Origin of the sequence: Ensifer adhaerens (assembly GCF_000697965.2) — a bacterium.
In the GTDB taxonomy this organism is placed as follows: Bacteria; Pseudomonadota; Alphaproteobacteria; order Rhizobiales; family Rhizobiaceae; genus Ensifer; species Ensifer adhaerens.
On sequence record NZ_CP015880.1, the window covers coordinates 1,066,182 to 1,090,116 of the forward strand.

At 61.3% G+C, this 23,935-nt stretch carries 19 protein-coding genes; 17 read left to right on the forward strand and 2 right to left on the reverse strand.

Going from position 1 to position 23,935, the window contains the following annotated elements; all coding sequences use genetic code 11:
• Positions 1-33 precede the first annotated feature (33 nt).
• The 16 genes from nuoG (at position 34) to FA04_RS05135 (ending at position 18,708) form a co-directional block, all read left to right on the forward strand.
• The gene (nuoG, locus tag FA04_RS05060; RefSeq protein WP_034803574.1) at positions 34-2,115 is read left to right on the forward strand and encodes an NADH-quinone oxidoreductase subunit NuoG; all 2,082 of its coding nucleotides are present in this window, start codon (positions 34-36) and stop codon (positions 2,113-2,115) included.
• A gap of 20 nt (positions 2,116-2,135) precedes the next feature.
• Positions 2,136-3,179: an NADH-quinone oxidoreductase subunit NuoH gene (gene nuoH / locus FA04_RS05065; protein WP_034803570.1), complete on the forward strand. Its 1,044-nt coding sequence runs from the start codon at positions 2,136-2,138 to the stop codon at positions 3,177-3,179.
• Positions 3,180-3,243: 64 nt separating this feature from the next.
• Positions 3,244-3,735, forward strand: coding sequence for an NADH-quinone oxidoreductase subunit NuoI (nuoI, locus tag FA04_RS05070; protein ID WP_025426590.1), 492 nt, complete (start codon positions 3,244-3,246; stop codon positions 3,733-3,735).
• A gap of 138 nt (positions 3,736-3,873) precedes the next feature.
• Positions 3,874-4,488 carry an NADH-quinone oxidoreductase subunit J gene (locus tag FA04_RS05075; RefSeq protein ID WP_034804235.1) on the forward strand — a complete coding sequence of 205 codons (615 nt, stop codon included), beginning with the start codon at positions 3,874-3,876 and terminating at the stop codon, positions 4,486-4,488.
• Positions 4,489-4,516: 28 nt separating this feature from the next.
• Positions 4,517-4,825, forward strand: coding sequence for an NADH-quinone oxidoreductase subunit NuoK (gene nuoK, locus FA04_RS05080; RefSeq protein ID WP_034803568.1), 309 nt, complete (start codon positions 4,517-4,519; stop codon positions 4,823-4,825).
• 7 nt (positions 4,826-4,832) lie between these two features.
• Complete coding sequence (gene nuoL, locus FA04_RS05085; RefSeq protein WP_034803566.1) at positions 4,833-6,827, forward strand: NADH-quinone oxidoreductase subunit L; 1,995 nt, start codon at positions 4,833-4,835, stop codon at positions 6,825-6,827.
• On the forward strand, positions 6,827-8,338 hold the full coding sequence (locus FA04_RS05090; protein WP_034803564.1) for an NADH-quinone oxidoreductase subunit M: 1,512 nt from the start codon (positions 6,827-6,829) through the stop codon (positions 8,336-8,338). The genes nuoL and FA04_RS05090 overlap by 1 nt, the downstream gene beginning before the upstream one ends.
• 19 nt (positions 8,339-8,357) lie before the next feature.
• A complete protein-coding gene (gene nuoN / locus FA04_RS05095; RefSeq protein WP_034803562.1) occupies positions 8,358-9,800 on the forward strand; it encodes an NADH-quinone oxidoreductase subunit NuoN in 1,443 nt (480 codons plus the stop codon).
• Positions 9,800-10,564, forward strand: coding sequence for a biotin--[acetyl-CoA-carboxylase] ligase (locus tag FA04_RS05100; RefSeq protein WP_034804231.1), 765 nt, complete (start codon positions 9,800-9,802; stop codon positions 10,562-10,564). Before nuoN ends, FA04_RS05100 begins: the two co-directional genes overlap by 1 nt.
• 25 nt (positions 10,565-10,589) lie before the next feature.
• Positions 10,590-12,257 (forward strand): ribonuclease J, encoded by a 1,668-nt coding sequence (locus FA04_RS05105; RefSeq protein WP_034803561.1) that lies wholly within the window; start codon positions 10,590-10,592, stop codon positions 12,255-12,257.
• 57 nt (positions 12,258-12,314) lie between these two features.
• The gene (gene mce / locus FA04_RS05110) at positions 12,315-12,719 is read left to right on the forward strand and encodes a methylmalonyl-CoA epimerase (protein WP_034803559.1); all 405 of its coding nucleotides are present in this window, start codon (positions 12,315-12,317) and stop codon (positions 12,717-12,719) included.
• 130 nt (positions 12,720-12,849) lie between these two features.
• Positions 12,850-13,119 carry a DUF1467 family protein gene (locus FA04_RS05115; protein WP_034803557.1) on the forward strand — a complete coding sequence of 90 codons (270 nt, stop codon included), beginning with the start codon at positions 12,850-12,852 and terminating at the stop codon, positions 13,117-13,119.
• Between the two features lie 748 nt (positions 13,120-13,867).
• Entirely contained in the window at positions 13,868-15,196 is a 1,329-nt protein-coding gene (proS, locus tag FA04_RS05120; protein ID WP_034803555.1) for a proline--tRNA ligase, read from the forward strand.
• A gap of 19 nt (positions 15,197-15,215) precedes the next feature.
• Positions 15,216-16,526, forward strand: a complete 1,311-nt coding sequence (locus FA04_RS05125; RefSeq protein WP_064816985.1) for a lipoprotein-releasing ABC transporter permease subunit — start codon at positions 15,216-15,218, stop codon at positions 16,524-16,526.
• Between the two features lie 16 nt (positions 16,527-16,542).
• On the forward strand, positions 16,543-17,229 hold the full coding sequence (locus FA04_RS05130) for an ABC transporter ATP-binding protein (RefSeq protein WP_034786709.1): 687 nt from the start codon (positions 16,543-16,545) through the stop codon (positions 17,227-17,229).
• A gap of 168 nt (positions 17,230-17,397) precedes the next feature.
• The gene (locus tag FA04_RS05135) at positions 17,398-18,708 is read left to right on the forward strand and encodes a lipoprotein-releasing ABC transporter permease subunit (RefSeq protein WP_064816986.1); all 1,311 of its coding nucleotides are present in this window, start codon (positions 17,398-17,400) and stop codon (positions 18,706-18,708) included.
• Positions 18,709-18,876: 168 nt separating this feature from the next.
• Here the strand turns inward: FA04_RS05135 and FA04_RS05140 are convergent, their stop codons facing one another.
• Positions 18,877-19,344: a DUF5680 domain-containing protein gene (locus FA04_RS05140; protein WP_034795326.1), complete on the reverse strand. Its 468-nt coding sequence runs from the start codon at positions 19,342-19,344 to the stop codon at positions 18,877-18,879.
• Between the two features lie 83 nt (positions 19,345-19,427).
• Positions 19,428-19,997 (reverse strand): hypothetical protein, encoded by a 570-nt coding sequence (locus tag FA04_RS05145; protein WP_034795336.1) that lies wholly within the window; start codon positions 19,995-19,997, stop codon positions 19,428-19,430.
• A 418-nt stretch (positions 19,998-20,415) separates the two neighbouring features.
• On the opposite strand from FA04_RS05145, the gene dnaE reads away from it, so the two are divergent.
• Positions 20,416-23,913: a DNA polymerase III subunit alpha gene (gene dnaE / locus FA04_RS05150; RefSeq protein ID WP_034795337.1), complete on the forward strand. Its 3,498-nt coding sequence runs from the start codon at positions 20,416-20,418 to the stop codon at positions 23,911-23,913.
• The last annotated feature ends 22 nt before the right edge of the window (positions 23,914-23,935 follow it).

Below are 23,935 nucleotides of genomic sequence, written 5' to 3' on the forward strand. Positions count from 1 at the left end.
GCCGACGGACGGAAGACAGGATTGAGTACGAAGATGGCAAAGCTGAAAGTCGACGGAAAAGAGATCGAGGTACCGGATCATTTCACGCTGCTTCAGGCGTGCGAAGAGGCCGGGGCTGAAGTTCCGCGCTTCTGTTTTCACGAGCGGCTTTCGGTCGCCGGCAACTGCCGCATGTGTCTGATCGAGGTGAAGGGAGGGCCGCCCAAGCCCGCCGCTTCCTGCGCCATGGGCGTGCGCGACCTCCGTCCGGGCCCGAACGGCGAAGCGCCGGAAGTCTTCACGACCACGCCGATGGTCAAGAAGGCGCGCGAAGGCGTGATGGAATTCCTGCTGATCAACCATCCGCTCGACTGCCCGATCTGTGACCAGGGCGGCGAATGCGACCTGCAGGACCAGGCCATGGCCTTCGGTATCGACAGCTCGCGCTACCAGGAAAACAAGCGCGCCGTCGAAGACAAGTATATCGGCCCGCTCGTCAAGACCGTGATGAACCGCTGCATTCACTGCACGCGCTGCGTTCGCTTCACGACCGAAGTTGCCGGCATTGCCGAACTTGGCCTGATCGGCCGCGGCGAAGACGCCGAGATCACCACCTATCTCGAGCAGGCGATGACCTCCGAACTGCAGGGCAACGTCGTTGACCTCTGCCCGGTCGGTGCGCTGACCTCGAAGCCGTTTGCCTTCACCGCCCGTCCGTGGGAGCTGAACAAGACCGAATCCATCGACGTGATGGACGCGCTCGGTTCGGCGATCCGCGTCGATACCCGCGGCCGCGAAGTCATGCGCATCATGCCGCGCGTCAATGAGGACATCAACGAAGAGTGGATCTCCGACAAGAGCCGCTTCATCTGGGATGGCCTGAAGACGCAGCGCCTCGATCGTCCATACGTCAAGAAGGACGGCCGTCTGCAGCCGGCAACGTGGGGCGAAGCCTTCCAGGCGGTCAAGGCTGCCGTCGCCCAGACTTCCGGCGACAAGATCGGCGCCATTGCCGGCGACCTCGCTTCGGTCGAAGAAATGTACGCGCTGAAGCAGCTGATCGCAGCGCTCGGCTCCGAGAGTGTCGACTGCCGCCAGGATGGCGCCGCACTCGACCCGTCGCTCGGTCGCGCCAGCTACCTTTTCAACCCGACGATCGCTGGCATCGAAAGCGCTGACGCGCTGCTGATCATCGGCTCCAATCCGCGCTTTGAGGCTTCGGTTCTCAACGCCCGCATCCGCAAGCGCTACCGCATGGGCAACTTCCCGATCGCCGTGATCGGCGAGCCGGGCGAACTGCGTTACGAATACGAGTATCTCGGCGCCGGCACCGAAACGCTCGCCGAGCTCGTCTCGGGCAAGGGCAAGTTTGCAGCGACCTTAAAGAAGGCGCAGCGCCCGATGATCCTCATCGGCCAGGGTGCTGTTGCAGGGGAGGGCGGCGATGCCGTTCTTTCTGCCGCCGCCAAGCTCGCAGGCGCCGTCGGTGCGATTACCGCCGAGTGGAACGGTTTTGCCGTTCTTCACACGGCCGCTTCCCGCGTCGGTGGTCTCGACCTCGGCTTCGTTCCGGGCGCGAACGGCAAGACGGCGGCCGAGATGGTCACCGCCTCCGACGTTCTCTTCCTGCTCGGCGCTGACGAGATCGACCTTGCGGAACGCAAGTCCGGCTTCACGGTTTATATCGGCTCGCACGGCGACAACGGCGCACATGCCGCCGACGTCATCCTGCCGGGCGCGACCTACACCGAAAAGTCCGGCACCTGGGTCAACACCGAAGGCCGCGTTCAGGTCGGCAACCGCGCCGGCTTCGCACCGGGCGACGCACGCGAGGACTGGGCGATCATCCGCGCGCTCTCCGACGTGCTCGGCAAGAAGCTGCCCTTTGATTCGCTTGGCGAATTGCGCTCGAAGCTCTATGCGGCCCACCCGCATTTCGCCGATATCGACGCGATCGCGAGCGGCAACGGCGACGAAATTGCCGCACTTGGTCAAAAAGCAGGTGAGATGGGCAAATCCGTGTTTGCGTCTCCGGTCAAAGACTTCTATTTGACGAACCCGATAGCGCGCGCATCCGCCGTCATGGCCGAATGCTCGGCTTTGGCACGCAACAATTTCAAAGCTGCGGCGGAATGAGCGCGAGGGAATAGAGTATCATGGACGCTTTCGTTTCGACCTATGTCTGGCCCGCGATCATCATGGTCGCCCAGTCGCTGCTGCTCCTGGTCGCGCTGCTGCTTTTCATCGCCTACATCCTGCTCGCAGACCGTAAGATCTGGGCTGCAGTTCAGCTCCGCCGTGGTCCGAATGTGGTGGGCCCCTGGGGACTTTTCCAGTCCTTCGCCGACCTTTTGAAGTTCGTCTTCAAGGAGCCGGTTATCCCGGCCGGCGCCAACAAGGCGATCTTCCTGCTCGCCCCGCTCGTCTCCGTGACGCTGGCGCTCGCCGCTTGGGCCGTGATCCCGCTCAACGCCGGCTGGGTGATCGCGAACATCAACGTCGGCATCCTCTTCGTGTTCGCCATATCTTCTCTTGAAGTTTATGGCATCATCATGGGCGGCTGGGCGTCGAACTCCAAATATCCCTTCCTCGGCGCGCTTCGCTCCGCGGCACAGATGGTCTCCTACGAAGTCTCGATCGGCTTCGTTATCGTCACCGTCCTGCTCTGCGTCGGCTCGCTGAACCTGACGGACATCGTCAACGCGCAGTCGAGCGGCATCGGCACCAACCTCGGCCTGCCGGCGTCGTTCCTCGACTGGCATTGGCTGGCGCTGTTCCCGATGTTCATCGTGTTCTTCATTTCGGCGCTGGCCGAAACGAACCGCCCGCCTTTCGACCTTCCCGAAGCGGAATCCGAACTCGTCGCCGGCTTCATGGTCGAGTACGGCTCCACGCCTTACATGATGTTCATGCTCGGCGAATATGCCGCCATCTGCCTGATGTGCGCGCTGACGACGATCCTGTTCCTCGGTGGCTGGCTGCCTCCGGTGGACGTCTGGTTCCTCAACTGGGTACCCGGCATCATCTGGTTTGTGCTGAAGGCATCCTTCGTGTTCTTCATGTTCGCGATGGTGAAGGCTTTCGTGCCGCGTTACCGCTACGACCAGCTGATGCGTCTTGGCTGGAAGGTCTTCCTGCCGATCTCTCTCGCAATGGTCGTGATCACTGCGTTCGTTCTCAAGCTGACGGGAGCCGCATGACGATGGCTCACGTTTGGCAGCATACCGCCGGTCGCTCCCAGGCCGGCAACTCTGGAGGTAAATGATGGCCGGTCTTTCGCAAGCCGTCAGCTCGCTGTTCCTGAAGGAATTCGTCGGCGCGTTCTTTCTGTCGATGCGCTATTTCTTCAAGCCGAAGGCGACGTTGAACTACCCCTTCGAAAAGGGACCGGTCAGCCCGCGCTTCCGCGGCGAGCATGCGCTGCGCCGTTATCCGAACGGTGAAGAGCGTTGCATCGCCTGCAAGCTGTGCGAGGCGATCTGTCCTGCACAGGCCATCACCATCGAAGCCGGCCCGCGCCGCAACGACGGCACACGCCGTACGGTTCGCTACGACATCGACATGGTGAAGTGCATCTATTGCGGTTTCTGCCAGGAAGCCTGTCCGGTCGATGCCATCGTCGAGGGCCCGAACTTCGAGTTCGCCACCGAGACGCGCGAAGAGCTTTACTACGACAAGGACAAGCTCCTCGCCAACGGCGACCGTTGGGAACGGGAAATCGCACGCAACATCGCAATGGACTCGCCCTATCGCTGAGGCCAGAGCGTAGCGCCGCCCCGGGGAGGGCGGTGCATGTGACATAGGTTTGGGCAACGGCCGGACGCGTGTCCGGCTTTGCCTGTGGAGTGGGGCCAGAAGCGCCTCACGCCGTGCAAGACGAAGAAGGCACCGATCATGGGTCTGCAGGTTCTTTTTTTCTATCTCTTTGCCTTCATCGCGGTGGCGTCGGCATTCATGGTCATTGCGGCCAGGAACCCGGTTTATTCGGTTCTGTTCCTGATCCTGACCTTCTTTAACGCGGCAGGTCTGTTCCTGCTGACTGGCGCCGAATTCCTCGCGATGATCCTGCTGGTCGTTTATGTCGGCGCGGTCGCGGTGCTGTTCCTGTTCGTGGTCATGATGCTCGACATCGACTTCGCGGAACTGCGGGCCGGCGTGCTTGAATATGCGCCGGTGGGCGCGCTGATCGGTCTGATCCTTGCAGCCGAGCTCATCATCGTGGTTGGCGGTGCGACATTCTCGCCTGAGATCGCCAAGTCGATTTCGATGCCGATCCCGGCGGTCGCCGACCGCACGAACACGGCAGCGCTCGGCGACGTGCTCTACACGCACTACGTCTACTTCTTCCAGATCGCCGGCCTGGTCCTGCTCGTAGCCATGATCGGCGCGATCGTGCTGACCCTGCGCCACCGCGAAAACATCAAGCGCCAGAACATCCCGCAGCAGGTTGCCCGCACGCCCGAGACCGCCGTCGAAGTGGTCACGGTCAAGCCCGGCCAGGGCATTTAAGTCGGACGCGAGATCGAGGAACAAAAAAATGGAAATCGGAATTTCCCACTATCTCACCGTCAGCGCCATCCTGTTCACGCTGGGCGTCTTCGGCATCTTCCTGAACCGGAAGAACGTCATCGTCATCCTGATGTCGGTCGAACTCATTCTTCTTGCGGTCAACATCAACATGGTCGCCTTCTCGGCGTTCCTGAATGACATCACTGGCCAGGTCTTTGCCCTGTTCATCCTGACCGTCGCGGCTGCGGAAGCGGCCATCGGACTTGCAATTCTCGTCGTCTTCTACCGCAACCGCGGCTCGATCGCTGTTGAAGACGTCAACATGATGAAGGGCTGATTGGGCTATGGATACCATCATCAAGGCTATCGTCTTCCTGCCTTTGATCGGCTTTCTGATCGCCGGCCTCTTCGGTAGTTCGATCGGCGCCAAGGCATCGGAATATGTCACCAGCGGTCTGATGATCATTGCCGCTGCGCTCTCCTGGTACGTCTTCTTCGACGTCGCCATGGGCCACCAGGAAATGATCAAGGTGTCGGTGCTGCGCTGGATCCAGTCCGGCACCTTCGATGTCGAATGGGCGTTCCGCGTCGATACGCTGACCTCGGTCATGTTCGTGGTCGTCAACACGGTGTCGACCCTCGTGCATGTCTATTCGATCGGCTACATGCACCACGATCCGCATCGTCCGCGCTTCTTTGCCTATCTGTCGCTCTTCACCTTCGCGATGTTGATGCTCATCACGTCGGACAACCTGGTGCAGATGTTCTTCGGCTGGGAAGGCGTGGGTCTTGCGTCCTACCTGCTCATCGGCTTCTGGTACAAGAAGCCGTCGGCCAACGCTGCTGCGATGAAGGCCTTCATCGTCAACCGCGTCGGTGACTTCGGGTTCGCGCTCGGTATCTTCCTGGTCTTCGTGCTGTTCGGCTCGGTCAACCTGGAAACGATCTTCGCTGCCGCCAAGACCTATCTGCCGGCCGAAGGTGCGGGAGCAGGGGAGGCCGTCGTCACCCTGTTCGGCATGCACCTCGACAAGGCTGACGCCATCACCGCCGCATCCCTGCTGCTCTTCATGGGCGCGATGGGCAAGTCGGCGCAGTTCCTGCTGCACACCTGGCTTCCGGACGCCATGGAAGGCCCGACCCCGGTTTCGGCTCTTATCCATGCCGCAACCATGGTTACCGCCGGCGTCTTCCTCGTCGCCCGCATGTCGCCGGTGTTCGAGCTGTCGCCGGATGCGCTGACCGTCGTCACCATCATCGGCGCGATCACCGCCTTCTTCGCGGCGACCGTCGGCCTCGTCCAGAACGACATCAAGCGCGTCATCGCCTATTCGACCTGCTCGCAGCTCGGCTACATGTTCGTGGCCCTCGGCGTCGGTGCCTATGGCGCGGCGATCTTCCACCTGTTCACGCACGCCTTCTTCAAGGCTCTGCTGTTCTTGGGTGCCGGTTCGGTCATCCACGCCGTCGATGGCGAGCAGGACATGCGTTACATGGGCGGTCTCAGGAAGCACATTCCGGTTACCTACTGGATGATGTTCATCGGCACGATCGCACTGACCGGCGTCGGCATCCCTGGCACGATCATCGGTACCGCAGGCTTCTTCTCGAAGGACGCGATCATCGAGTCCGCCTATGCCGCCCACAGCTCGGTTTCCGGTTTCGCCTATGCGCTGCTCGTTGTCGCGGCACTCTTCACCAGCTTCTATTCGTGGCGCCTGACCTTCATGACCTTCCATGGCAAGCCGCGCGCTTCCTCGGATGTCATGCATCACGTGCATGAATCGCCGCAGGTCATGCTGGTGCCGCTCTATATCCTTGGCGTCGGTGCGCTGGTCGCCGGCTTCATCTTCCACGATCACTTCTTCGGCGAAGGCTATGCCGAATTCTGGAAGGGTGCGCTGTTCACCTCGGCGGAAAACGAAATCCTGCATGAGTACCACCACGTGCCGAAGTGGGTTAAGTGGAGCCCGTTTGTCGCCATGGCGCTTGGCCTCTTCACGGCCTGGTACATGTATATCCGCCGGCCGGAACTGCCGAAGTATCTGGCAGAGCAGCACCGTGGCCTCTACCAGTTCCTGCTCAATAAGTGGTACTTCGACGAGCTCTATGACTTCCTGTTCGTACGCTCGGCCAAGTGGCTCGGCACCTTCCTGTGGAAGGAAGGCGACGGTCGCGTGATCGACGGCTACGGCCCGAACGGCATTGCCGCACGTGTGCTCAACGTCACTGACCGCGTTGTCCGCCTGCAGACTGGTTACCTCTATCACTACGCGTTTGCGATGCTGATCGGCATTGCCGCGCTTGTTACTTGGATGATGTTCAGGAGTTCCTTCTGATGACCGATTGGCCCGTACTTTCCGCGGTCACCTTCATGCCGCTCGTCGGCGTCCTGCTTCTCTTGCTCACAAGGGAAGACAGCGCCTACGGCCGCCGGAATATCCTGAACGTTTCGCTGCTGACGACGATCTTCACCTTCGCCGTGTCGGTCTACATCTGGTACCAGTTCGATTCCTCGAACCCGGGCTTCCAGATGATCGAGAAGCACGAGTGGCTCGGCACCGGCATTTCCTACCATCTCGGTGTCGATGGTATCTCGATGCTGTTCGTGGTGCTCTCGGCCTTCCTCATGCCGTTCTGCGTACTGGCGAGCTGGCTGTCGATCGAGAAGCGGCTGAAGGCCTACATGATCGCGTTCCTGGTCCTGGAAACGTTCATGATCGGCGTCTTCGTGTCGCTCGATATCGTGCTCTTCTACGTGTTCTTCGAAGCCGGTCTCATCCCGATGTTCCTCATCATCGGTGTCTGGGGCGGCAAGGACCGCGTTTACGCCAGCTACAAGTTCTTCCTCTATACGCTGCTCGGCTCAGTGCTGATGCTGCTCGCGATCATGGCGATGTACTGGCAGGCCGGTACGACCGACATCACGCAGCTACTGGCCTATAACTTCCCGCGCCAGATGCAGACTTGGCTGTGGCTCGCCTTCTTCGCCTCCTTTGCGGTGAAGATGCCGATGTGGCCGGTCCACACCTGGCTTCCCGACGCACACGTTCAGGCGCCGACGGCGGGCTCGGTCATTCTGGCCGGCGTCTTGCTAAAGCTCGGCGGTTACGGCTTCCTGCGCTTCTCGCTGCCGATGTTCCCGCTGGCCTCAGATTACTTCGCGCCGTTCGTCTTCACGCTTTCGGTCGTCGCCATCATCTACACCTCGCTGGTGGCGCTGATGCAGACCGATATCAAGAAGTTGATCGCCTATTCGTCCGTTGCGCACATGGGCTACGTGACGATGGGTATCTTTGCCGCCAACGTTCAGGGCGTGCAGGGTGCGATCTTCCAGATGCTGTCGCACGGCATTGTCTCCGGCGCGCTCTTCCTTTGCGTCGGCGTTGTCTACGACCGCCTGCACACCCGCGAAATCGCCGCCTATGGCGGCCTCGTAAACAACATGCCGAAGTACGCCGTCGCCTTCATGGTGTTCACCATGGCGAACGTCGGCCTGCCGGGCACGTCCAGCTTCGTCGGCGAAGTCCTGACCCTCGTCGGTGCCTTCCGTGCCAACACCTGGGTTGCGCTCTTTGCGACCTCGGGCGTGATCCTCTCGGCAGCGTACGCCCTCTGGCTTTATCGCCGGGTCGTCTTCGGTGCCCTGGAGAAGGAAAGCCTGAAGTCGTTGCTCGATCTTTCCGGTCGCGAAAAGGCCATCCTTTATCCGCTGGTGATCCTGACGATCTTCTTCGGCGTCTACCCGGCACCGATCTTCGATGCGACCGCGGCCTCCGTGGATCTGCTCGTCAACAACTACTCCGCAGCCCTGCAGGCAGCGCAAAACGTTGCGCTTTCGGTGCAATGACCACAGGACGTGATTGGACATGACTGCTGAAACCCTCCTTGCAAGCCTGCAACTCTCGATCCCCGAGCTGATCCTCGCGGTCGGCGCGATGGCGTTGCTGATGATTGGCGTGTTTTCCGGCGAGAAGTCGGCGTCGACGGTCACCGGTCTTGCGGTTGCCCTCCTGATCATCGCTGGCCTCTGGCTCGTGCTTAAGACCGGTGAAGGCGAAGCCTATGGCGGCGCCTTCCTGTCGGACCCCTTCGCCAAGTTCATGAAGGTTCTGGCCCTGATCGGCTCCATCACCGCCCTGGTGATGACGGTCGGCCATGCGCGCTCCGCCCAGATTGACCGTTTCGAGTTCCCGGTGCTTCTGGTGCTGGCAACGCTCGGCATGCTCTTGATGATCTCGGCCAACGACCTGATCTCGCTCTACCTGTCGCTGGAACTGCAGTCGCTGGCCCTTTATGTCGTCGCTGCCATCAACCGAGACAGCATCCGCTCGACGGAAGCCGGCCTGAAGTACTTCGTCCTCGGTGCGCTTTCTTCGGGCATGCTGCTTTACGGCATGTCGCTGATCTACGGCTTCACCGGCCACACCGGCTTTACCCAGATCGCGGCTGCGCTGACGGCTGAAGGCCGCTCGCTCGGCCTGATCTTCGGGCTGGTTTTCGTACTCGCCGGCCTAGCCTTCAAGATCTCGGCCGTGCCGTTCCACATGTGGACGCCTGACGTTTATGAAGGCGCGCCGACGCCGGTCACCGCCTTCTTCGCGGCGGCACCGAAGGTCGCCGCCATGGCGATCCTCGTTCGCATCGTCATCAACGCCTTCGAGCCTGTCGTTGCAGACTGGCAGCAGATCATCGTCTTCATCTCGATCGCATCGATGCTGCTCGGTGCCTTCGCGGCGATCGGCCAGAAGAACATCAAGCGCCTGATGGCCTATTCCTCGATCGGCCACATGGGCTACGCGCTGGTCGGCCTTGCTGCCGGCTCCATGGCTGGTGTTCGCGGCGTGCTGCTCTACATGCTCATCTACATGGTCATGACGCTTGGCACCTTCGCCTGCATCCTGGCGATGCGCCGCAAGGAAGGCGAAAACGTCGAGAACGTCGACGATCTCGCCGGTCTCTCGCAGACCAACCCCTTCATGGCGACGGTGCTGACCGTCCTGATGTTCTCGCTCGCCGGCATCCCGCCGATGGCAGGCTTCTTCGGGAAGTACTTCGTCTTCATGGCGGCCATTGAAGCCCAGCTCTATGCGCTCGCCATCATCGGCGTTCTCGCATCCGTCGTCGGCGCCTACTACTACCTGCGCGTCATCAAGGTGATGTGGTTCGACGATGCCAAGGGCGAGTTCGCCCGCACCGCCGGCGAACTGCGGCTGGTGTTCGGTCTCTCGGGCCTGTTCGTTCTCGGATACGTGCTCATCGGCGGCCCGCTCGGAAACGCCGCTGAAGTCGCGGCGCGGACCTTCTTTTGATCGCCTTTGAAAGTGGCGGCCGGATCTCGCTCGACGATTTCCGGCACGTCGCTCTCGATGCGGTCGGGTCGACCAACAGTGAATGCCTGGCGCGTGCGCGCCAGGGTGACCCGGGCAATCTCTGGGTCACGGCCATCAGGCAGACCGGCGGGCGCGGACGTCGCGGCCGGGCATGGTTCTCCGAACCGGGCAATCTCTACGCTTCGCTTCTCCTCATCGAGCCGGCACCGGTCGAGTACCTGCACTCTTTGCCGCTCGCTGTCGCCGTCGCCGTTCACAGGGCGATCCGACAGGTGATGCCGCCGGGTTCGGCGCCGGTGGAGATCAAGTGGCCGAACGACATCCTGATCGACGGCAAGAAGACCTGCGGTATCCTGCTTGAAGGCGAAAGCCTCCCGGACGGGCGCCGGGCGCTGGTCATCGGTTGCGGCATCAACATCGCGGTCCAGCCGGATGAAGGGCTCTATCCCGTGACGTCGCTGGCCAACGAAGGTGCGTCGGTTTCGCCCGACGAACTGTTTGCTCGCCTGTTCCTGACGATGGCGGAGACCCTGCAGGTTTGGGATCGGGGCGCCGGTATCGCTACGACGATCGAACAATGGCGGGCGGCAGCCCGCGGCATCGGTGAAACGATAACCGTGAACCTGCCGGACCGGTCGCTTTCAGGGCGCTTTGCCGGTATTGATGAGGCCGGACGGCTGGTGCTCGACACCGGCAACGGCATGACGCAGGCGATTGCCGCCGGCGACGTATTTTTCGGATAAATTTGGAACAGGGGCGCAACACGACATGGCGCAAGAAGAAGAATTGGTGTTCTTGCCGCTCGGCGGCGTCGGCGAAATCGGCATGAATCTTGGCCTGTACGGCTACGGACGGCCGGGCAGCCGCCAGTGGATCATGGTCGATTGCGGTGTGACTTTCCCGGGGCCAGAGCTCCCGGGGGTCGACCTCGTGCTCCCCGATATCGGCTTTCTCGCCGAAGAGCGCCGCAATCTCAAGGCGATCATCATCACCCATGCGCACGAGGACCACTATGGCGGTCTGAACGACCTGTGGCCCGGTCTCAATGTGCCGGTCTATGCCTCGCCGTTCACGGCAGGCATGCTCGAAGCCAAGCGGGACTTCGAGAAGAGCCGGGGCGAGATCCCCATCACGATCTTCAAGCAGGGCGACCGTATCAATGTCGGCCCCTTCGAGATTGAGGCCGTCGGCGTCAACCACTCGATCCCCGAGCCAATGTCGCTGATCATTCGCACGCCGGTCGGCACCGTGGTTCATACCGGCGACTGGAAGATCGACCTTCACCCGTCGCTCGGACCGTTGACCGACGAGACACGCTTCCGCCAGATCGGCGATGAAGGTGTGCTTGCGCTCGTCTGCGATTCCACCAATGCGATGCGCGACGGCGTTTCGCCGTCGGAGCAGGAGGTTTCCGAAAGCCTGACGAAGATCATCGCCAACGCTGAGGGTCGGGTGGCGATCACGACGTTCTCCTCGAATGTCGGGCGCATCCGCTCGATCGCCGAAGCGGCGGAAGAGGCCGGCAGGGATGTGCTTCTGCTCGGCAGTTCGATGAAGCGGGTCGTCGCCGTCGCTACGGATCTTGGGCTGATGGAAGGCATCAAACCTTTCCTCGCCGAAGACGAGTTCGGCTACGTGCCGCGCGACAAGGTCGTGGTCATCCTGACTGGCAGCCAGGGCGAGCCGCGGGCAGCCCTTGCCAAGATCGCCCGTGACGAGATGCGAAATGTCGCCTTCTCGGCTGGCGACACGGTCGTGTTTTCCTCACGCACGATCCCGGGCAACGAAAAGGCGATCAACGACATCAAGAACGGCCTGGTGGAACAGGGCATCCACATCATCACCGACAGCGAGGCGCTGGTGCACGTATCCGGCCACCCGCGTCGCACCGAGCTGCAGCAGATGTACCAGTGGCTACGGCCGCAGATCCTCGTACCTGTTCATGGCGAGGCGGCGCATCTGACGGCGCATGGCGAACTGGGCCGGCAGTCCGGCATCGCCAGCGTTCCGCGTCTCAGGAACGGCGAAATGCTGCGTCTTGCGCCAGGTCCCGCCGAAGTGATCGACGAAGCGCCCCATGGCCGCATCTACAAGGACGGCAGCCTCATCGGCGATTTCGAGGAGATGGGCATCGGCGAACGCCGCAAGCTCTCCTTCGCCGGCCATGTCGCCGTCAACGTGGTTCTCGACAGCCGCTACGATTTCATGGGCGACCCGGATATCGTCGCGATCGGCTTGCCGGAGTTCGACGACGAGGGCGAGGACATGGAGGACACGCTCTATGACGCCATTCTTGGCGCCGTCGAGAGCATTCCGCGGGCAAAGCGCAAGGATCTGGCAATGCTGCAGGAGGCGGTCCGCCGCGCCGTGCGCAGCACCGCCAACCAGATCTGGGGCAAGAAGCCGATCGTCACGGTGTTTGTCACCAAAGTCTGATTGGCCGGTCGCCCGTGACCATGTAAGCGGAACCGGACGTCAAAGCGGGAGATCGCAATGCTTGGAAGAGTGAACCACATCGCCATCGCAGTGCCGGATCTTCACTCCGCCGCCGAAAGCTATCGCTCGACGCTCGGCGCCTCCGTCACCGAGCCACAGGCTTTGCCCGAACACGGCGTCACCGTCGTGTTCGTCACGCTTGCAAACACCAAGGTCGAGCTGCTGGAGCCGCTCGGCGAGGGCTCACCGATTGCCGCTTTCCTGGCGAAGAACCCTTCGGGCGGGATGCATCACATCTGCTACGAGGTAGAGAACATCCTGTCGGCGCGCGACGCGTTGCGCGCCGCCGGAGCGCGAGTGTTGGGCGATGGTGAGCCGAAGATCGGCGCCCATGGCAAGCCGGTGCTCTTCCTGCATCCCAAGGATTTTCAGGGTACGCTGATCGAACTCGAAGAGGTGTGACAGTAGATCGCGCGATGCCGGTTTGTGCGATCGGGCGGTCAGCGCTATAAGGCGGACGGAATGTCGCGGAAGTCGCGGCGAAACGCGGGTTGCTCGCTGTCTTGCCGATCGCCTTCACCGGGAGCTTGAAATGCCGCTTTTTTCGACCTTTGCCATCTACTTCATCATCTGGTGGATCACGCTCTTTGCCGTGCTGCCCCTCGGCGTGCGCACTCAGGCTGAAGAAAACAGCGTCGTTCCGGGGAGTGTCGAGAGCGCCCCGGCGAAGTTCAACGCCAAGCGTGTTGTGCTTTTGACGACGGTGATTGCGGCCGTCATTCAACTTGCCTGGTATATCCTGTCCGTCAGGCTCGGCTACGGCATAGATTCCATTCCGCGTTTCTACCCAAAATTTGATTGATAAGTTCATCGCGGCCGCCGCGTGAGCCGGTCGCTCTCAATGCGACATGTTCTGTGCAATTTGATGGGCACATCTGTGCCTTGACGGAGCCTGCGCGCATGCCCGCGGGCAAAACCCGGGCAATTGCAGGATTGACCGCCGTGAAATTGACATAGTTCAATTTTGCAAGGTGCTTCGCGCGTCTGTCTCTTGCTGAAAAGCAAAAAAAAACAAGGCTAAAAGCCTTGTTTTTCAAGTTTCGCGTGATCTTTAATCCGTTTCCGGCGGCAGCGACGAAGCGCGCCTAAGATCTTATCCTCCCAAGACTTGACCGCGAAAGTCGGCAAGAATTTAGTCTTCATGCCTGTTTTGTGAGCCGAAACTAGCCCAAACATTGGGCTCTGTCATCCTGTTTTTTTGCATTTTTGCTACAGTTGGGTAAAATATTCCCGTTGACAATTACTGTCGTAATCTTGTTACTAGCGTGCTCTTTTGACGCAGGAGCGGCGTCGAGTTCCCCCTGAAAATCCGTGGATGCTTTCTCTGCCCGTGACAACGGAGAGCAGGGTTTTCTTCCGCCGGCGAAGCAGCTATGAACGCAAGGCTCCTAAAGGTTCCTGCCGGCTTTGCCGGTGATGGAAAATGGAGAGCCCGACCCGAAAAGCAGCGGTCGCCTTTACCAATCAAAAGGTGAAGCCGGCATCTCGCTCAACGTCATTTCGCCCGAATCCGCCGATAGTGCGACGTTCATCAAGTTCTGGAACCCGTCATGCGCCTGTCCCGCTTTTTTATGCCCATCCTGAAGGAAAATCCCAAGGAAGCGGAAATCGTTTCCCACCGCCTCATGCTGCGCACGGGCATGGTCCGGCAGCAGTCTTCGGGCATCTATACCTGGCTGCCATTGGGCAAGCGGGTTCTCGACAAGGTCAACGCGGTCATCCGCGAGGAGCAGAACCGCTCCGGCGCGATCGAGCTTCTGATGCCGACCCTCCAGTCTGCCGAGCTGTGGCAGGAAAGCGGTCGCTACGACGCCTACGGCAAGGAAATGCTGCGTATCAAGGACCGGCAGGACCGGCCGATGCTCTACGGCCCGACGAACGAGGAAATGATCACGGACGTCTTCCGTTCCTACGTGAAGTCCTACCGCGACCTGCCGCTCAATCTCTACCACATCCAGCTGAAGTTCCGTGACGAGATCCGTCCGCGCTTCGGCACCATGCGCTCGCGCGAATTCCTGATGAAGGACGCCTATTCCTTCGATCTCGATCGGGAAGGGGCCGAACACGCCTATAACCGGATGTTTGCCGCTTACTTGCGCACCTTCGCGCGCATGGGCCTTCGCGCCATTCCGATGCGCGCCGATACCGGCCCGATCGGCGGCAATCTCAGCCACGAATTCATCATTCTTGCCGATACCGGCGAGTCCGAAGTCTTCTGCCATAAGGATTTCCTCGGCTTCGATATTCCGGGCGAAGACACGAATTTCGATGACGTTGCCGGCCTGAAGACGATCTTCGACAAGTGGACCTCGCGTTATGCGGCGACGTCGGAAATGCACGACGAGGCAGCCTTCAACGCGGTTGCCGAGGGCGACCGACTGTCGGCCCGCGGCATCGAAGTCGGCCACATCTTCTATTTCGGCACCAAGTACTCCGAAGCCATGGGCGCCAAGGTTCTCGGCCCCGACGGCAAGGAGCATGCAGTGCACATGGGCTCCTATGGCATCGGCCCGACCCGTCTGGTGCCGGCGATCATCGAAGCCTCGCATGACGACAACGGCATCATCTGGCCGAAGTCGATCGCGCCGTTCGATGGCGTCATCATAAACATGAAAGCGGGCGATGCCGCTTGTGACGGCGCCTGCGAGACGCTCTATTCTGAACTCGGCAAGGCTGGATTCGAGGCGCTGCTCGACGACAGGGACGACCGCGCTGGTGCGAAGTTCGCGACGGCTGATCTGATCGGCGTTCCGGTCCAGATCATCGTCGGACCGCGTTCGATCGCCAATGGCGAAGTCGAGGTCAAGGACCGCAAGACCGGCGAGCGCGAGACGATGACCGTCGAAGCGGCGATCAACAAGCTGATCGCAACGAAGTGACGAGGCGAGGGAAGGCAGGATGACCGCCGTGACTGAAAATCAGGTGCAGGCCGCAGAGCGGCCTGAAAAGTCCTCCAGCCGACCCTTTTCCGCCTTCGAGCGTATGGTGGCGTGGCGCTACCTGCGCTCCAGACGCAAGGAAGCCTTCATCTCTGTCATCGCCGGCTTCTCCTTCATCGGCATCATGCTCGGCGTGGCGACGCTGATCATCGTCATGGCGGTGATGAACGGCTTCCGCACCGAGCTCATCTCCCGCATCCTCGGCATCAACGGCCACATGATCGTCCAGCCGATCGACGGTCCGCTCAACAATTATCCGGAACTGGCGACCAAATTTTCGGGCGTCAAGGGCGTCACCATGGCGATCCCGATGGTCGAAGGCCAGGTCCTGGCGCAAGGGGTCGGTGACAGCTCGACCGGTGCGCTGGTGCGCGGTATCCGCGCCGACGACTTGAGCAAGATGAAGTCGGTTTCTGACCACATCCAGTCCGGCGATCTCGTCGGCTTTGCCTCCGGCTCTGGCGTGGCTATCGGTTCGCGCATGGCCGAGCAGCTTGGCATAACGGTCGGCGGAACGATTACGCTGACCTCGCCCAACGGCGACGTGACACCGCTCGGCATGAACCCCCGTGTGAAGGCCTATACCGTCTCGGCGATCTACGAGATCGGCATGTCGGAATATGATTCAACAATCATCTTCATGCCGCTTGAAGAGGCACAGCTGTTCTTCAACGCCGAGGGACTGGTTCAGTCGATCGAGATCTTCGTCGAACATCCAGATGTCGTTGAGGAGTTGCGCCAGCCGATCGAGGACGCGGCCGGACGGCAGATCTTCATCACCGACTGGCGCGACCGCAACAAGACCTTCTTCTCCGCGCTCCAGGTGGAGCGCAACGTGATGTTCATGATCCTGACGCTAATCGTGCTGGTCGCGGCGCTCAACATCATCTCCGGCCTGATCATGTTGGTGAAGGACAAGGGCAGCGACATCGCGATCTTAAGGACCATGGGCGCGACCTCCGGCTCGGTGATGCGCATCTTCTTCATGACGGGGGCTGCAATCGGCGTCGCCGGAACGGTCGCGGGCGTGGCGCTCGGCGTCGTCGTCTGCCTCAACATCGAATCCATCCGACAGTTCTTCTCCTGGATCTCCGGAACGACGCTGTTTAGCCCAGAGCTTTATTTCCTCAGCCAGCTTCCGGCCGACATGAACGCAGACGAGACTGCACTCGTCATCGTCATGGCGCTGACCCTTTCCTTCCTCGCCACGATCTTTCCGGCCTGGCGCGCCTCGCGCCTCGATCCGGTGCAGGCCCTGCGTTACGAATGACAAGGACATCACCTCAATGAATGCGCGCGTGGCACTGCAGCTTTCCGGCGTCGAACGACACTATGGGGAAGGCGAGACGTTCCTTTCCATCCTCAAGGGTGCGGACTTCACGCTGAGAAGCGGCGAGACTGTGGCGCTGGTCGCGCCGTCAGGGACCGGAAAATCGACGCTGCTGCATGTGGCGGGTCTGCTGGAACGCCCCGATAGCGGCGAGGTGCTGGTCAACGGGGTGTCCTGCGGCGGGCTCAATGACGATCGGCGCACGGCGATCCGTCGCAACGAGATCGGTTTCGTCTACCAGTTCCACCACCTGTTGCCTGAGTTCTCGGCGCTCGAAAACATCATGATGCCGCAGTTGATCGCCGGTCTGCCCAAGGCGGAAGCCGCGGAGCGGGCTGGGGCGTTGCTCGACTATATGCGCATCGGCCACCGCGCCGATCACCGCCCGGCGGAACTTTCCGGCGGCGAGCAGCAGCGCGTTGCGATTGCGCGTGCCGTTGCCAACGCGCCGCTCGTTCTCCTTGCCGACGAACCGACAGGCAATCTCGATCCGGAGACCGCCGGTTATGTCTTCGAGGCGCTGGAAGCGCTGGCACGGCAGTCGGGCCTCGCGGCATTGATCGCGACGCACAATCACGAGCTCGCCGGACTGATGGATCGGCGGGTGACGATCGAAGACGGCAAGGTCGTCGAGATGAAGTGAGTGTGCCGGAGGGCGGACGCGACGACCACTCGGACGCCGCCACGTCAGCCTGCCTTTCGCTGGCGCACGTACAAGTCTCTCGACGTAAATCTAGACCGCCGTCGATGATCGTCGAAGCGGTGATCGACAAGCTGGTCGCAACGAAGTGACGAGGCGAGGGAAGGCAGGATGACCGCCGTGACTGAAAATCAGGTGCAGGCCGCAGAGCGGCCTGAAAAGTCCTCCAGCCGACCCTTTTCCGCCTTCGAGCGTTTGGTGGCGTGGCGCTACCTGCGCTCCAGGCGCAAGGAAGCCTTCATCTCTGTCATCGCCGGCTTCTCCTTCATCGGCATCATGCTCGGCGTGGCGACGCTGATCATCGTCATGGCCGTCATGAACGGCTTCCGCACCGAACTCATCTCCCGCATCCTCGGCATCAACGGCCACATGATCGTCCAGCCGATCGACGGTCCGCTCAACAATTATGCCGAGCTTGCGACTAAATTCTCGGGCGTCAAAGGCGTCACCATGGCGATCCCGATGGTCGAAGGCCAGGTTCTGGCGCAAGGGGTCGGTGACAGTTCGACCGGCGCGCTGGTGCGCGGCATCCGCGCCGACGACTTGAGCAAGATGAAGTCGGTTTCTGACCACATCCAGTCCGGCGATCTCGTCGGCTTTGCCTCCGGCTCTGGCGTGGCTATCGGTTCGCGCATGGCCGAACAGCTTGGCATAACGGTCGGCGGAACGATTACGCTGACCTCGCCCAACGGCGACGTGACGCCGCTCGGCATGAACCCGCGTGTGAAGGCCTATACCGTCTCGGCGATCTACGAGATCGGCATGTCGGAATATGATTCAACAATCATCTTCATGCCGCTTGAAGAGGCACAGCTGTTCTTCAACGCCGAGGGACTGGTTCAGTCGATCGAGATCTTCGTCGAACATCCAGATGTCGTCGAAGAGTTGCGCCAGCCGATCGAGGATGCGGCCGGACGGCAGATCTTCATCACCGACTGGCGCGACCGCAACAAGACTTTCTTCTCGACGCTCGAGGTCCAGAGCAACGTGATGTTCATGATCCTGTCGCTGATCGTGCTGGTCGCGGCACTCAACATCATCTCCGGCCTGATCATGCTGGTGAAGGACAAGGGCAGCGACATCGCGATCCTGCGGACCATGGGCGCGACCTCCGGCTCGGTGATGCGCATCTTCTTCATGACGGGGGCTGCAATCGGCGTTGCCGGAACGGTCGCGGGCGTGGCGCTCGGCGTCGTCGTCTGCCTCAACATCGAATCCATCCGACAGTTCTTCTCCTGGATCTCGGGAACGACGATATTCAGCCCTGAGCTCTATTTCCTCAACCAGCTCCCGGCCGATATGAACGCAGACGAGACCGCACTCGTCGTCGTCATGGCGCTGACCCTTTCCTTCCTCGCCACGATCTTTCCGGCCTGGCGCGCCTCGCGCCTCGATCCGGTGCAGGCCCTGCGTTACGATTGACCCCACGCTGTGACTTGCAACGTCGTTTCTTGAATGAATGCGTGCGTCTGACACAGCGATTACCAGCTTCGCCGGCCATCCGCGGCGTTTGGCGTCCAAAGCGCGCCGCGATCCTTCAGATTCGCGAACCGCTGCGCGCTCTTGCGTCACTTGCTGCGGGCCTTGCCCTCAACGCCTGATCAGACCGCCGCGATAGTCGAGCTCGTAGGCTTCCTCGCCGTCGACGAAGATGACCTCATGCCCGGAAAAATGTGAGGTGTCGCCGCGGCTGTTGTCGATGTAGTAGCCATGGGCGTGCCGGAACTCCGTGCCGCCGAGGAAATGCCGCTTGTCGCGGTACATCGCCTGAAGCGCCGCCCTGATGACGACGCCTGCCTTTTCGCCGTTTATGAGGTCAGGTCGGATGATCCGGCCGAAGTAGTTCATCGCCCAGTGCGGCTCGTCATTCTGCCACACGGTCTCCTGGCCTGCGAAATCGGTCCCGCCGAAATAGCTGTCGAGGTAGCGCCAGCTATCCCGCTCGTAGCCGATGTCGTGGGAACCCGGGCGTGACGACGGTCGCTGCCCGCCGCCGCCGACATAGGTTTTTGATTTGGCTTCAACGATGAATTCTCTGAGTGCTTCGAGCGCGGCCATGATTGTTCCTCATACGTTCGCGCCGGAGGATGTCGTGATCCGCTGAAGTTGTAAAGAACAAATAGAGAACAATCACCCGGTTATTACAGGCCGCACGCCTTCTGCCCGCGATCGTCGCTCCAGTCCTTGAGAAGGATGAGCTCGCCTTTCGCGGTGATTGGCGTGTCGTTCGATTTGCCCTTGCCCGTCAGCACGTTGAGGTCGCATTGCGCGGTGTTGTCCGGATCGAGCGTATCGTAGGACGAGTAGGTGTAGCCCGCCACCACGAAGTCGAAGTTGCGATAGGCGACCGTCAGCTTCTGTTCCCAGCGGTCGCGCCCGATGGCATCGTTCTGACTGGTGATGAGCAACGAGCCGCTCGGCAGCGCCTCGATCGACGGCGCTTGGCCGACGAGTTCGAACTGACCCCAGACCTTGTTCGGAATGGCCGACTTTAATGCCAGCGCGCCGTTGTCGCCGGTGAGATAGAGATAGATGCCGTTGTCCTCGTCGCTGCCTTGGGCGGGTCGTACGATGAGCGCGAGATCCTGGCTCCCGTCCTTGTTCCAGTCGCCGGTCGCCGCCGAGACGATGCGGGCGGGGTCTATCGTCTCTGCTGCGGAGACGGTGGTCGGAAGCAGGATCAGCAAGGGGAGAATCAGGCGTGCAAGCATGTCGGAGCGCTCCGCGTGGTCGTTCCTCTTGATATGCGGGCACCGCGCTTTCCTCAAGCGGCTTCGTCGTCAGTTAACCTGCATTCGGGCGCGATGTTAACCATCGTGAACAGAATGCCTGTGCACTGCTTGACGCGTGAACAAAAATGGAACAAAGTAAAAACATAACGGAAAAGGAGCCATGTTATGACTGATTTTGTTCGTGACCTCGCCGCCTTCGCGTCGATGAGCCTGTTCATCGCAAGCATCTCTTTCATTGCGCTCGGCCTCTGAAGGCGGGCGTCAACATCTTCTCTCAAGCACCTCCGCAAAGCGTCTCATCCCCGTTGAATAAGGGGGACGACATGCCAGGGGAATCTGGACATGACGGGCGATAAACGGGATATCCTTCCGACTGGACAGGAATCAGGGTGCGACAATGGCAGACGACAGCAAGGCAGCATCGAGTGAGGCGCTCGGCACGGATCCGCAGTTCGTGCATCTGCGCGTCCACTCTGCCTTCTCCTTGCTCGAAGGCGCTCTGCCGCTGAAGAAGGTCATCGGCAAGGCGGTCGCCGATAACCAGCCGGCGATCGGGATCGCCGACACCAACAATCTCTTCGCAGCCCTCGAATTCTCGCAGAAGGCAGCCGGTGACGGGCTGCAGCCGATCACCGGCTGCCAGCTGTCGATCGACATGGAGGACGAGACCGAGGGGGATCGGCGCGGCCATGGGCATCAGCTCGCCAAGCTGCCGTCGATCGTGCTCATCGCCGCCACCGATGACGGCTATACGCGCCTCGTCGATCTCGTCAGCCGTGCCTATCTCAGCGGCGAGGGCAGCCAGGCGACGCGCATTACGCGCTCCTGGCTTGGCGAATGCGGCACCGAGGGCTTGATTGCGCTGACCGGCGCGTCCGGTGGCCCGGTGGATATCGCCATGAAGGCGGGCTCCACGGCGCTCGCCGAAGCGCGTCTCGAAGCCTTGCATGATCTCTTTGGCGATCGGCTCTATATCGAGCTGCAGCGCCACGGTGGCCACGACCGGCGGCACGAGAGCCGGATGATCGAGCTTGCCTACAAGTTCGACATTCCGCTTGTCGCCACCAACGAAGCCTTCTTCCCGTCGCCCTCCGACTATGAGGCGCATGACGCCCTGATGGCGGTAGCGCACAACGCCATGGTGTCGGACGACAGCCGGTTCCGCCTGACACCGGACCACTATCTGAAGAGCCGCAAAGAAATGGCGGCGCTGTTTGCGGATCTGCCCGAGGCACTGGAAAACACGATCGAGATCGCCCGGCGCTGCTCCTTCATGCTGAAGACCCGTGGGCCGATCCTGCCGCGCTTTACCGGCGCGACGGCGGATCCGGAGGAGGCCGAGCGCGCCGAGTCGGACGAACTGCGTCGCCAGGCGGAGGAGGGCCTCGAAGACCGTCTCGCGAGACTGGGTATGGCGCCCGGCTACACCCAAGAGGAATACCGCGAGCGCCTGGCCTTCGAATTGAGCGTCATCGAGCGCATGAAGTTCCCCGGCTACTTCCTGATCGTTGCCGACTTCATCAAATGGGCCAAGCAGCACGACATCCCCGTCGGGCCGGGTCGCGGCTCGGGCGCCGGCTCGCTCGTCGCCTATGCGCTGACGATCACCGACGTCGATCCGATGCGCTTCTCGCTGCTGTTCGAACGCTTCCTCAATCCCGAGCGCGTCTCGATGCCCGACTTCGACATCGACTTCTGCCAGGACCGGCGCGAAGAGGTGATCCGCTACGTGCAGCGCAAGTACGGTCGCGAACAGGTGGCGCAGATCATCACCTTCGGTTCGCTGCAGGCCCGTGCCGCCTTGCGAGACGTCGGTCGCGTGCTCGAAATGCCCTATGGTCAGGTCGACAAGATCTGCAAGCTGGTGCCCAACAACCCCGCCAACCCGACGCCGCTTTCCAAGGCGATCGAGGAGGAGCCGCGCCTGCAGGAAGAGGCCGAGAAGGAGCCGGTGGTCGCCCGCCTTCTCGATATCGCCCAGAAGATCGAAGGCCTTTACCGCCACGCCTCGACCCACGCCGCCGGTATCGTGATCGGCGACCGGCCGTTGTCGCAGCTGGTGCCGATGTATCGCGATCCGCGCTCCGACATGCCGGTCACCCAGTTCAACATGAAGTGGGTCGAGCAGGCCGGTCTCGTCAAGTTCGACTTCCTCGGCCTGAAGACGCTGACGGTGTTGAAGGTCGCGGTCGATTTCGTCAAGCAGCGCGGCATCGAGGTCGATCTCGCGAGCATCCCGCTCGATGATCTGAAGACCTACGAGATGCTGTCGCGCGGCGAAACGGTCGGCGTGTTCCAGGTGGAAAGTGCCGGCATGCGCAAGGCGCTGATCGGCATGCGGCCCGACTGCATCGAGGACATCATCGCACTCGTGGCGCTCTATCGCCCAGGCCCGATGGAGAACATCCCGGTCTATAACGCCCGTAAGCATGGCGAGGAAGAGGTCGAGTCGATCCATCCGAAGATCGACCACCTGCTCAAGGAAACGCAGGGCGTTATCGTTTACCAGGAGCAGGTGATGCAGATCGCCCAGGTGCTCTCTGGCTATTCGCTCGGCGAGGCCGACCTTCTGCGCCGCGCCATGGGTAAGAAGATCAAGGAGGAGATGGACAAGCAGCGCGCCCGTTTCGTCGACGGCGCCGTCAAGAACGAGGTGTCGAAGCCGCAGGCCGACCTCATTTTCGACCTGCTCGCCAAGTTCGCCAACTACGGCTTCAACAAGTCGCACGCGGCAGCCTACGCGATCGTGTCCTATCAGACCGCCTACATGAAGGCGCATTATCCGGTGGAGTTCCTGGCGGCGTCGATGACGCTCGACATGTCCAACACCGAAAAGGTCAACGACTTCCGCCAGGATGCCAAGCGTCTGGGCATCGAGGTGATCGCCCCGTCGGTACAGACCTCGTTCCGGCACTTCCAGACGGGCGAAAGCCGCATCTATTACTCGCTTGCAGCGATCAAGGGCGTGGGCGAGTCAGCGGTCGAGCACATCGTCGAGGTTCGAGGCGACAAGGCCTTCGCAAGCCTCGAAGACTTCTGCCTCCGGATCGACCCCAAGCTGCTCAACCGTCGCGTTTTTGAAAGCCTGATTGCCGCCGGCGCCTTCGATTGCTTCGGCTACGACCGGGCGGAGCTGGTCGGCGGGCTCGATCGTATTCTCGGGTTTGCCCAGCGGGCTCAGGAAAACAAGACGAGCGGGCAGAGCGACATGTTCGGCGCAGGGGCGGCCACCGGGCCGGAGCGCATTGCGCTTCCGACCTACACGCCGTGGCTTGCCTCGGAAAAGCTGCACCGTGAGTTCCAGGTTCTGGGCTTCTATCTGTCTGCCCATCCGCTCGACACCTACAATGCGCTGCTCGCCAAGATGCGCGTGCAGACCTTCGGCGATTTCGCAGGCGCTGTGAAGAAGGGGGCGACGGCCGGAAGGCTCGCCGGAACAGTAACCTCGAAGCAGGAGCGCAAGACGCGCACCGGCAACAAGATGGGAATCATCGCCTTCTCGGATTCCTCCGGCCAGTTCGAGGCGGTACTGTTCTCCGAGATGCTGCACCAGTATCGAGACCTGCTCGAGCCCGGCAAGTCGCTGGTCATGACCGTGGCGGCGGAAGAGCGGCCGGAAGGCATCGGCCTGCGCATCCAGACGCTGCGGTCGCTCGAAGAAGAATCGCTGCAACTGCAGAAGGCGCTGCGCGTCTATGTGCGCGATTCCGGGCCGCTGAAGTCGATCGCCTCGCACCTCAACACGAAGGGCGACGGGCTCGTCTCCTTCGTCGTCATCAAGGACAATGGCCAGCGCGAGATCGAGGTTGAACTGAACGAGAAGTTCCGGATTTCGCCGGAGATCGCTGCAGCATTGCGCTCGGCGCCGGGCGTCATCGACGTCGAACTGGTGTAATCCGAGGCGGGGCTCCGCTGAA

Excerpts from the sequence above, each read along its gene's own strand:
- nuoG (WP_034803574.1), top strand. The coding sequence starts at position 34 with ATGGCAAAGCTGAAAGTCGACGGAAAAGAGATCGAGGTACCGGATCAT.
- nuoH (WP_034803570.1), top strand. The coding sequence starts at position 2,136 with ATGGACGCTTTCGTTTCGACCTATGTCTGGCCCGCGATCATCATGGTC.
- nuoI (WP_025426590.1), top strand. The coding sequence starts at position 3,244 with ATGGCCGGTCTTTCGCAAGCCGTCAGCTCGCTGTTCCTGAAGGAATTC.
- FA04_RS05075 (WP_034804235.1), top strand. The coding sequence starts at position 3,874 with ATGGGTCTGCAGGTTCTTTTTTTCTATCTCTTTGCCTTCATCGCGGTG.
- nuoK (WP_034803568.1), top strand. The coding sequence starts at position 4,517 with ATGGAAATCGGAATTTCCCACTATCTCACCGTCAGCGCCATCCTGTTC.
- nuoL (WP_034803566.1), top strand. The coding sequence starts at position 4,833 with ATGGATACCATCATCAAGGCTATCGTCTTCCTGCCTTTGATCGGCTTT.
- FA04_RS05090 (WP_034803564.1), top strand. The coding sequence starts at position 6,827 with ATGACCGATTGGCCCGTACTTTCCGCGGTCACCTTCATGCCGCTCGTC.
- nuoN (WP_034803562.1), top strand. The coding sequence starts at position 8,358 with ATGACTGCTGAAACCCTCCTTGCAAGCCTGCAACTCTCGATCCCCGAG.
- FA04_RS05105 (WP_034803561.1), top strand. The coding sequence starts at position 10,590 with ATGGCGCAAGAAGAAGAATTGGTGTTCTTGCCGCTCGGCGGCGTCGGC.
- mce (WP_034803559.1), top strand. The coding sequence starts at position 12,315 with ATGCTTGGAAGAGTGAACCACATCGCCATCGCAGTGCCGGATCTTCAC.
- FA04_RS05115 (WP_034803557.1), top strand. The coding sequence starts at position 12,850 with ATGCCGCTTTTTTCGACCTTTGCCATCTACTTCATCATCTGGTGGATC.
- proS (WP_034803555.1), top strand. The coding sequence starts at position 13,868 with ATGCGCCTGTCCCGCTTTTTTATGCCCATCCTGAAGGAAAATCCCAAG.
- FA04_RS05125 (WP_064816985.1), top strand. The coding sequence starts at position 15,216 with ATGACCGCCGTGACTGAAAATCAGGTGCAGGCCGCAGAGCGGCCTGAA.
- FA04_RS05130 (WP_034786709.1), top strand. The coding sequence starts at position 16,543 with ATGAATGCGCGCGTGGCACTGCAGCTTTCCGGCGTCGAACGACACTAT.
- FA04_RS05135 (WP_064816986.1), top strand. The coding sequence starts at position 17,398 with ATGACCGCCGTGACTGAAAATCAGGTGCAGGCCGCAGAGCGGCCTGAA.
- FA04_RS05140 (WP_034795326.1), bottom strand. The coding sequence starts at position 19,344 with ATGGCCGCGCTCGAAGCACTCAGAGAATTCATCGTTGAAGCCAAATCA.
- FA04_RS05145 (WP_034795336.1), bottom strand. The coding sequence starts at position 19,997 with ATGCTTGCACGCCTGATTCTCCCCTTGCTGATCCTGCTTCCGACCACC.
- dnaE (WP_034795337.1), top strand. The coding sequence starts at position 20,416 with ATGGCAGACGACAGCAAGGCAGCATCGAGTGAGGCGCTCGGCACGGAT.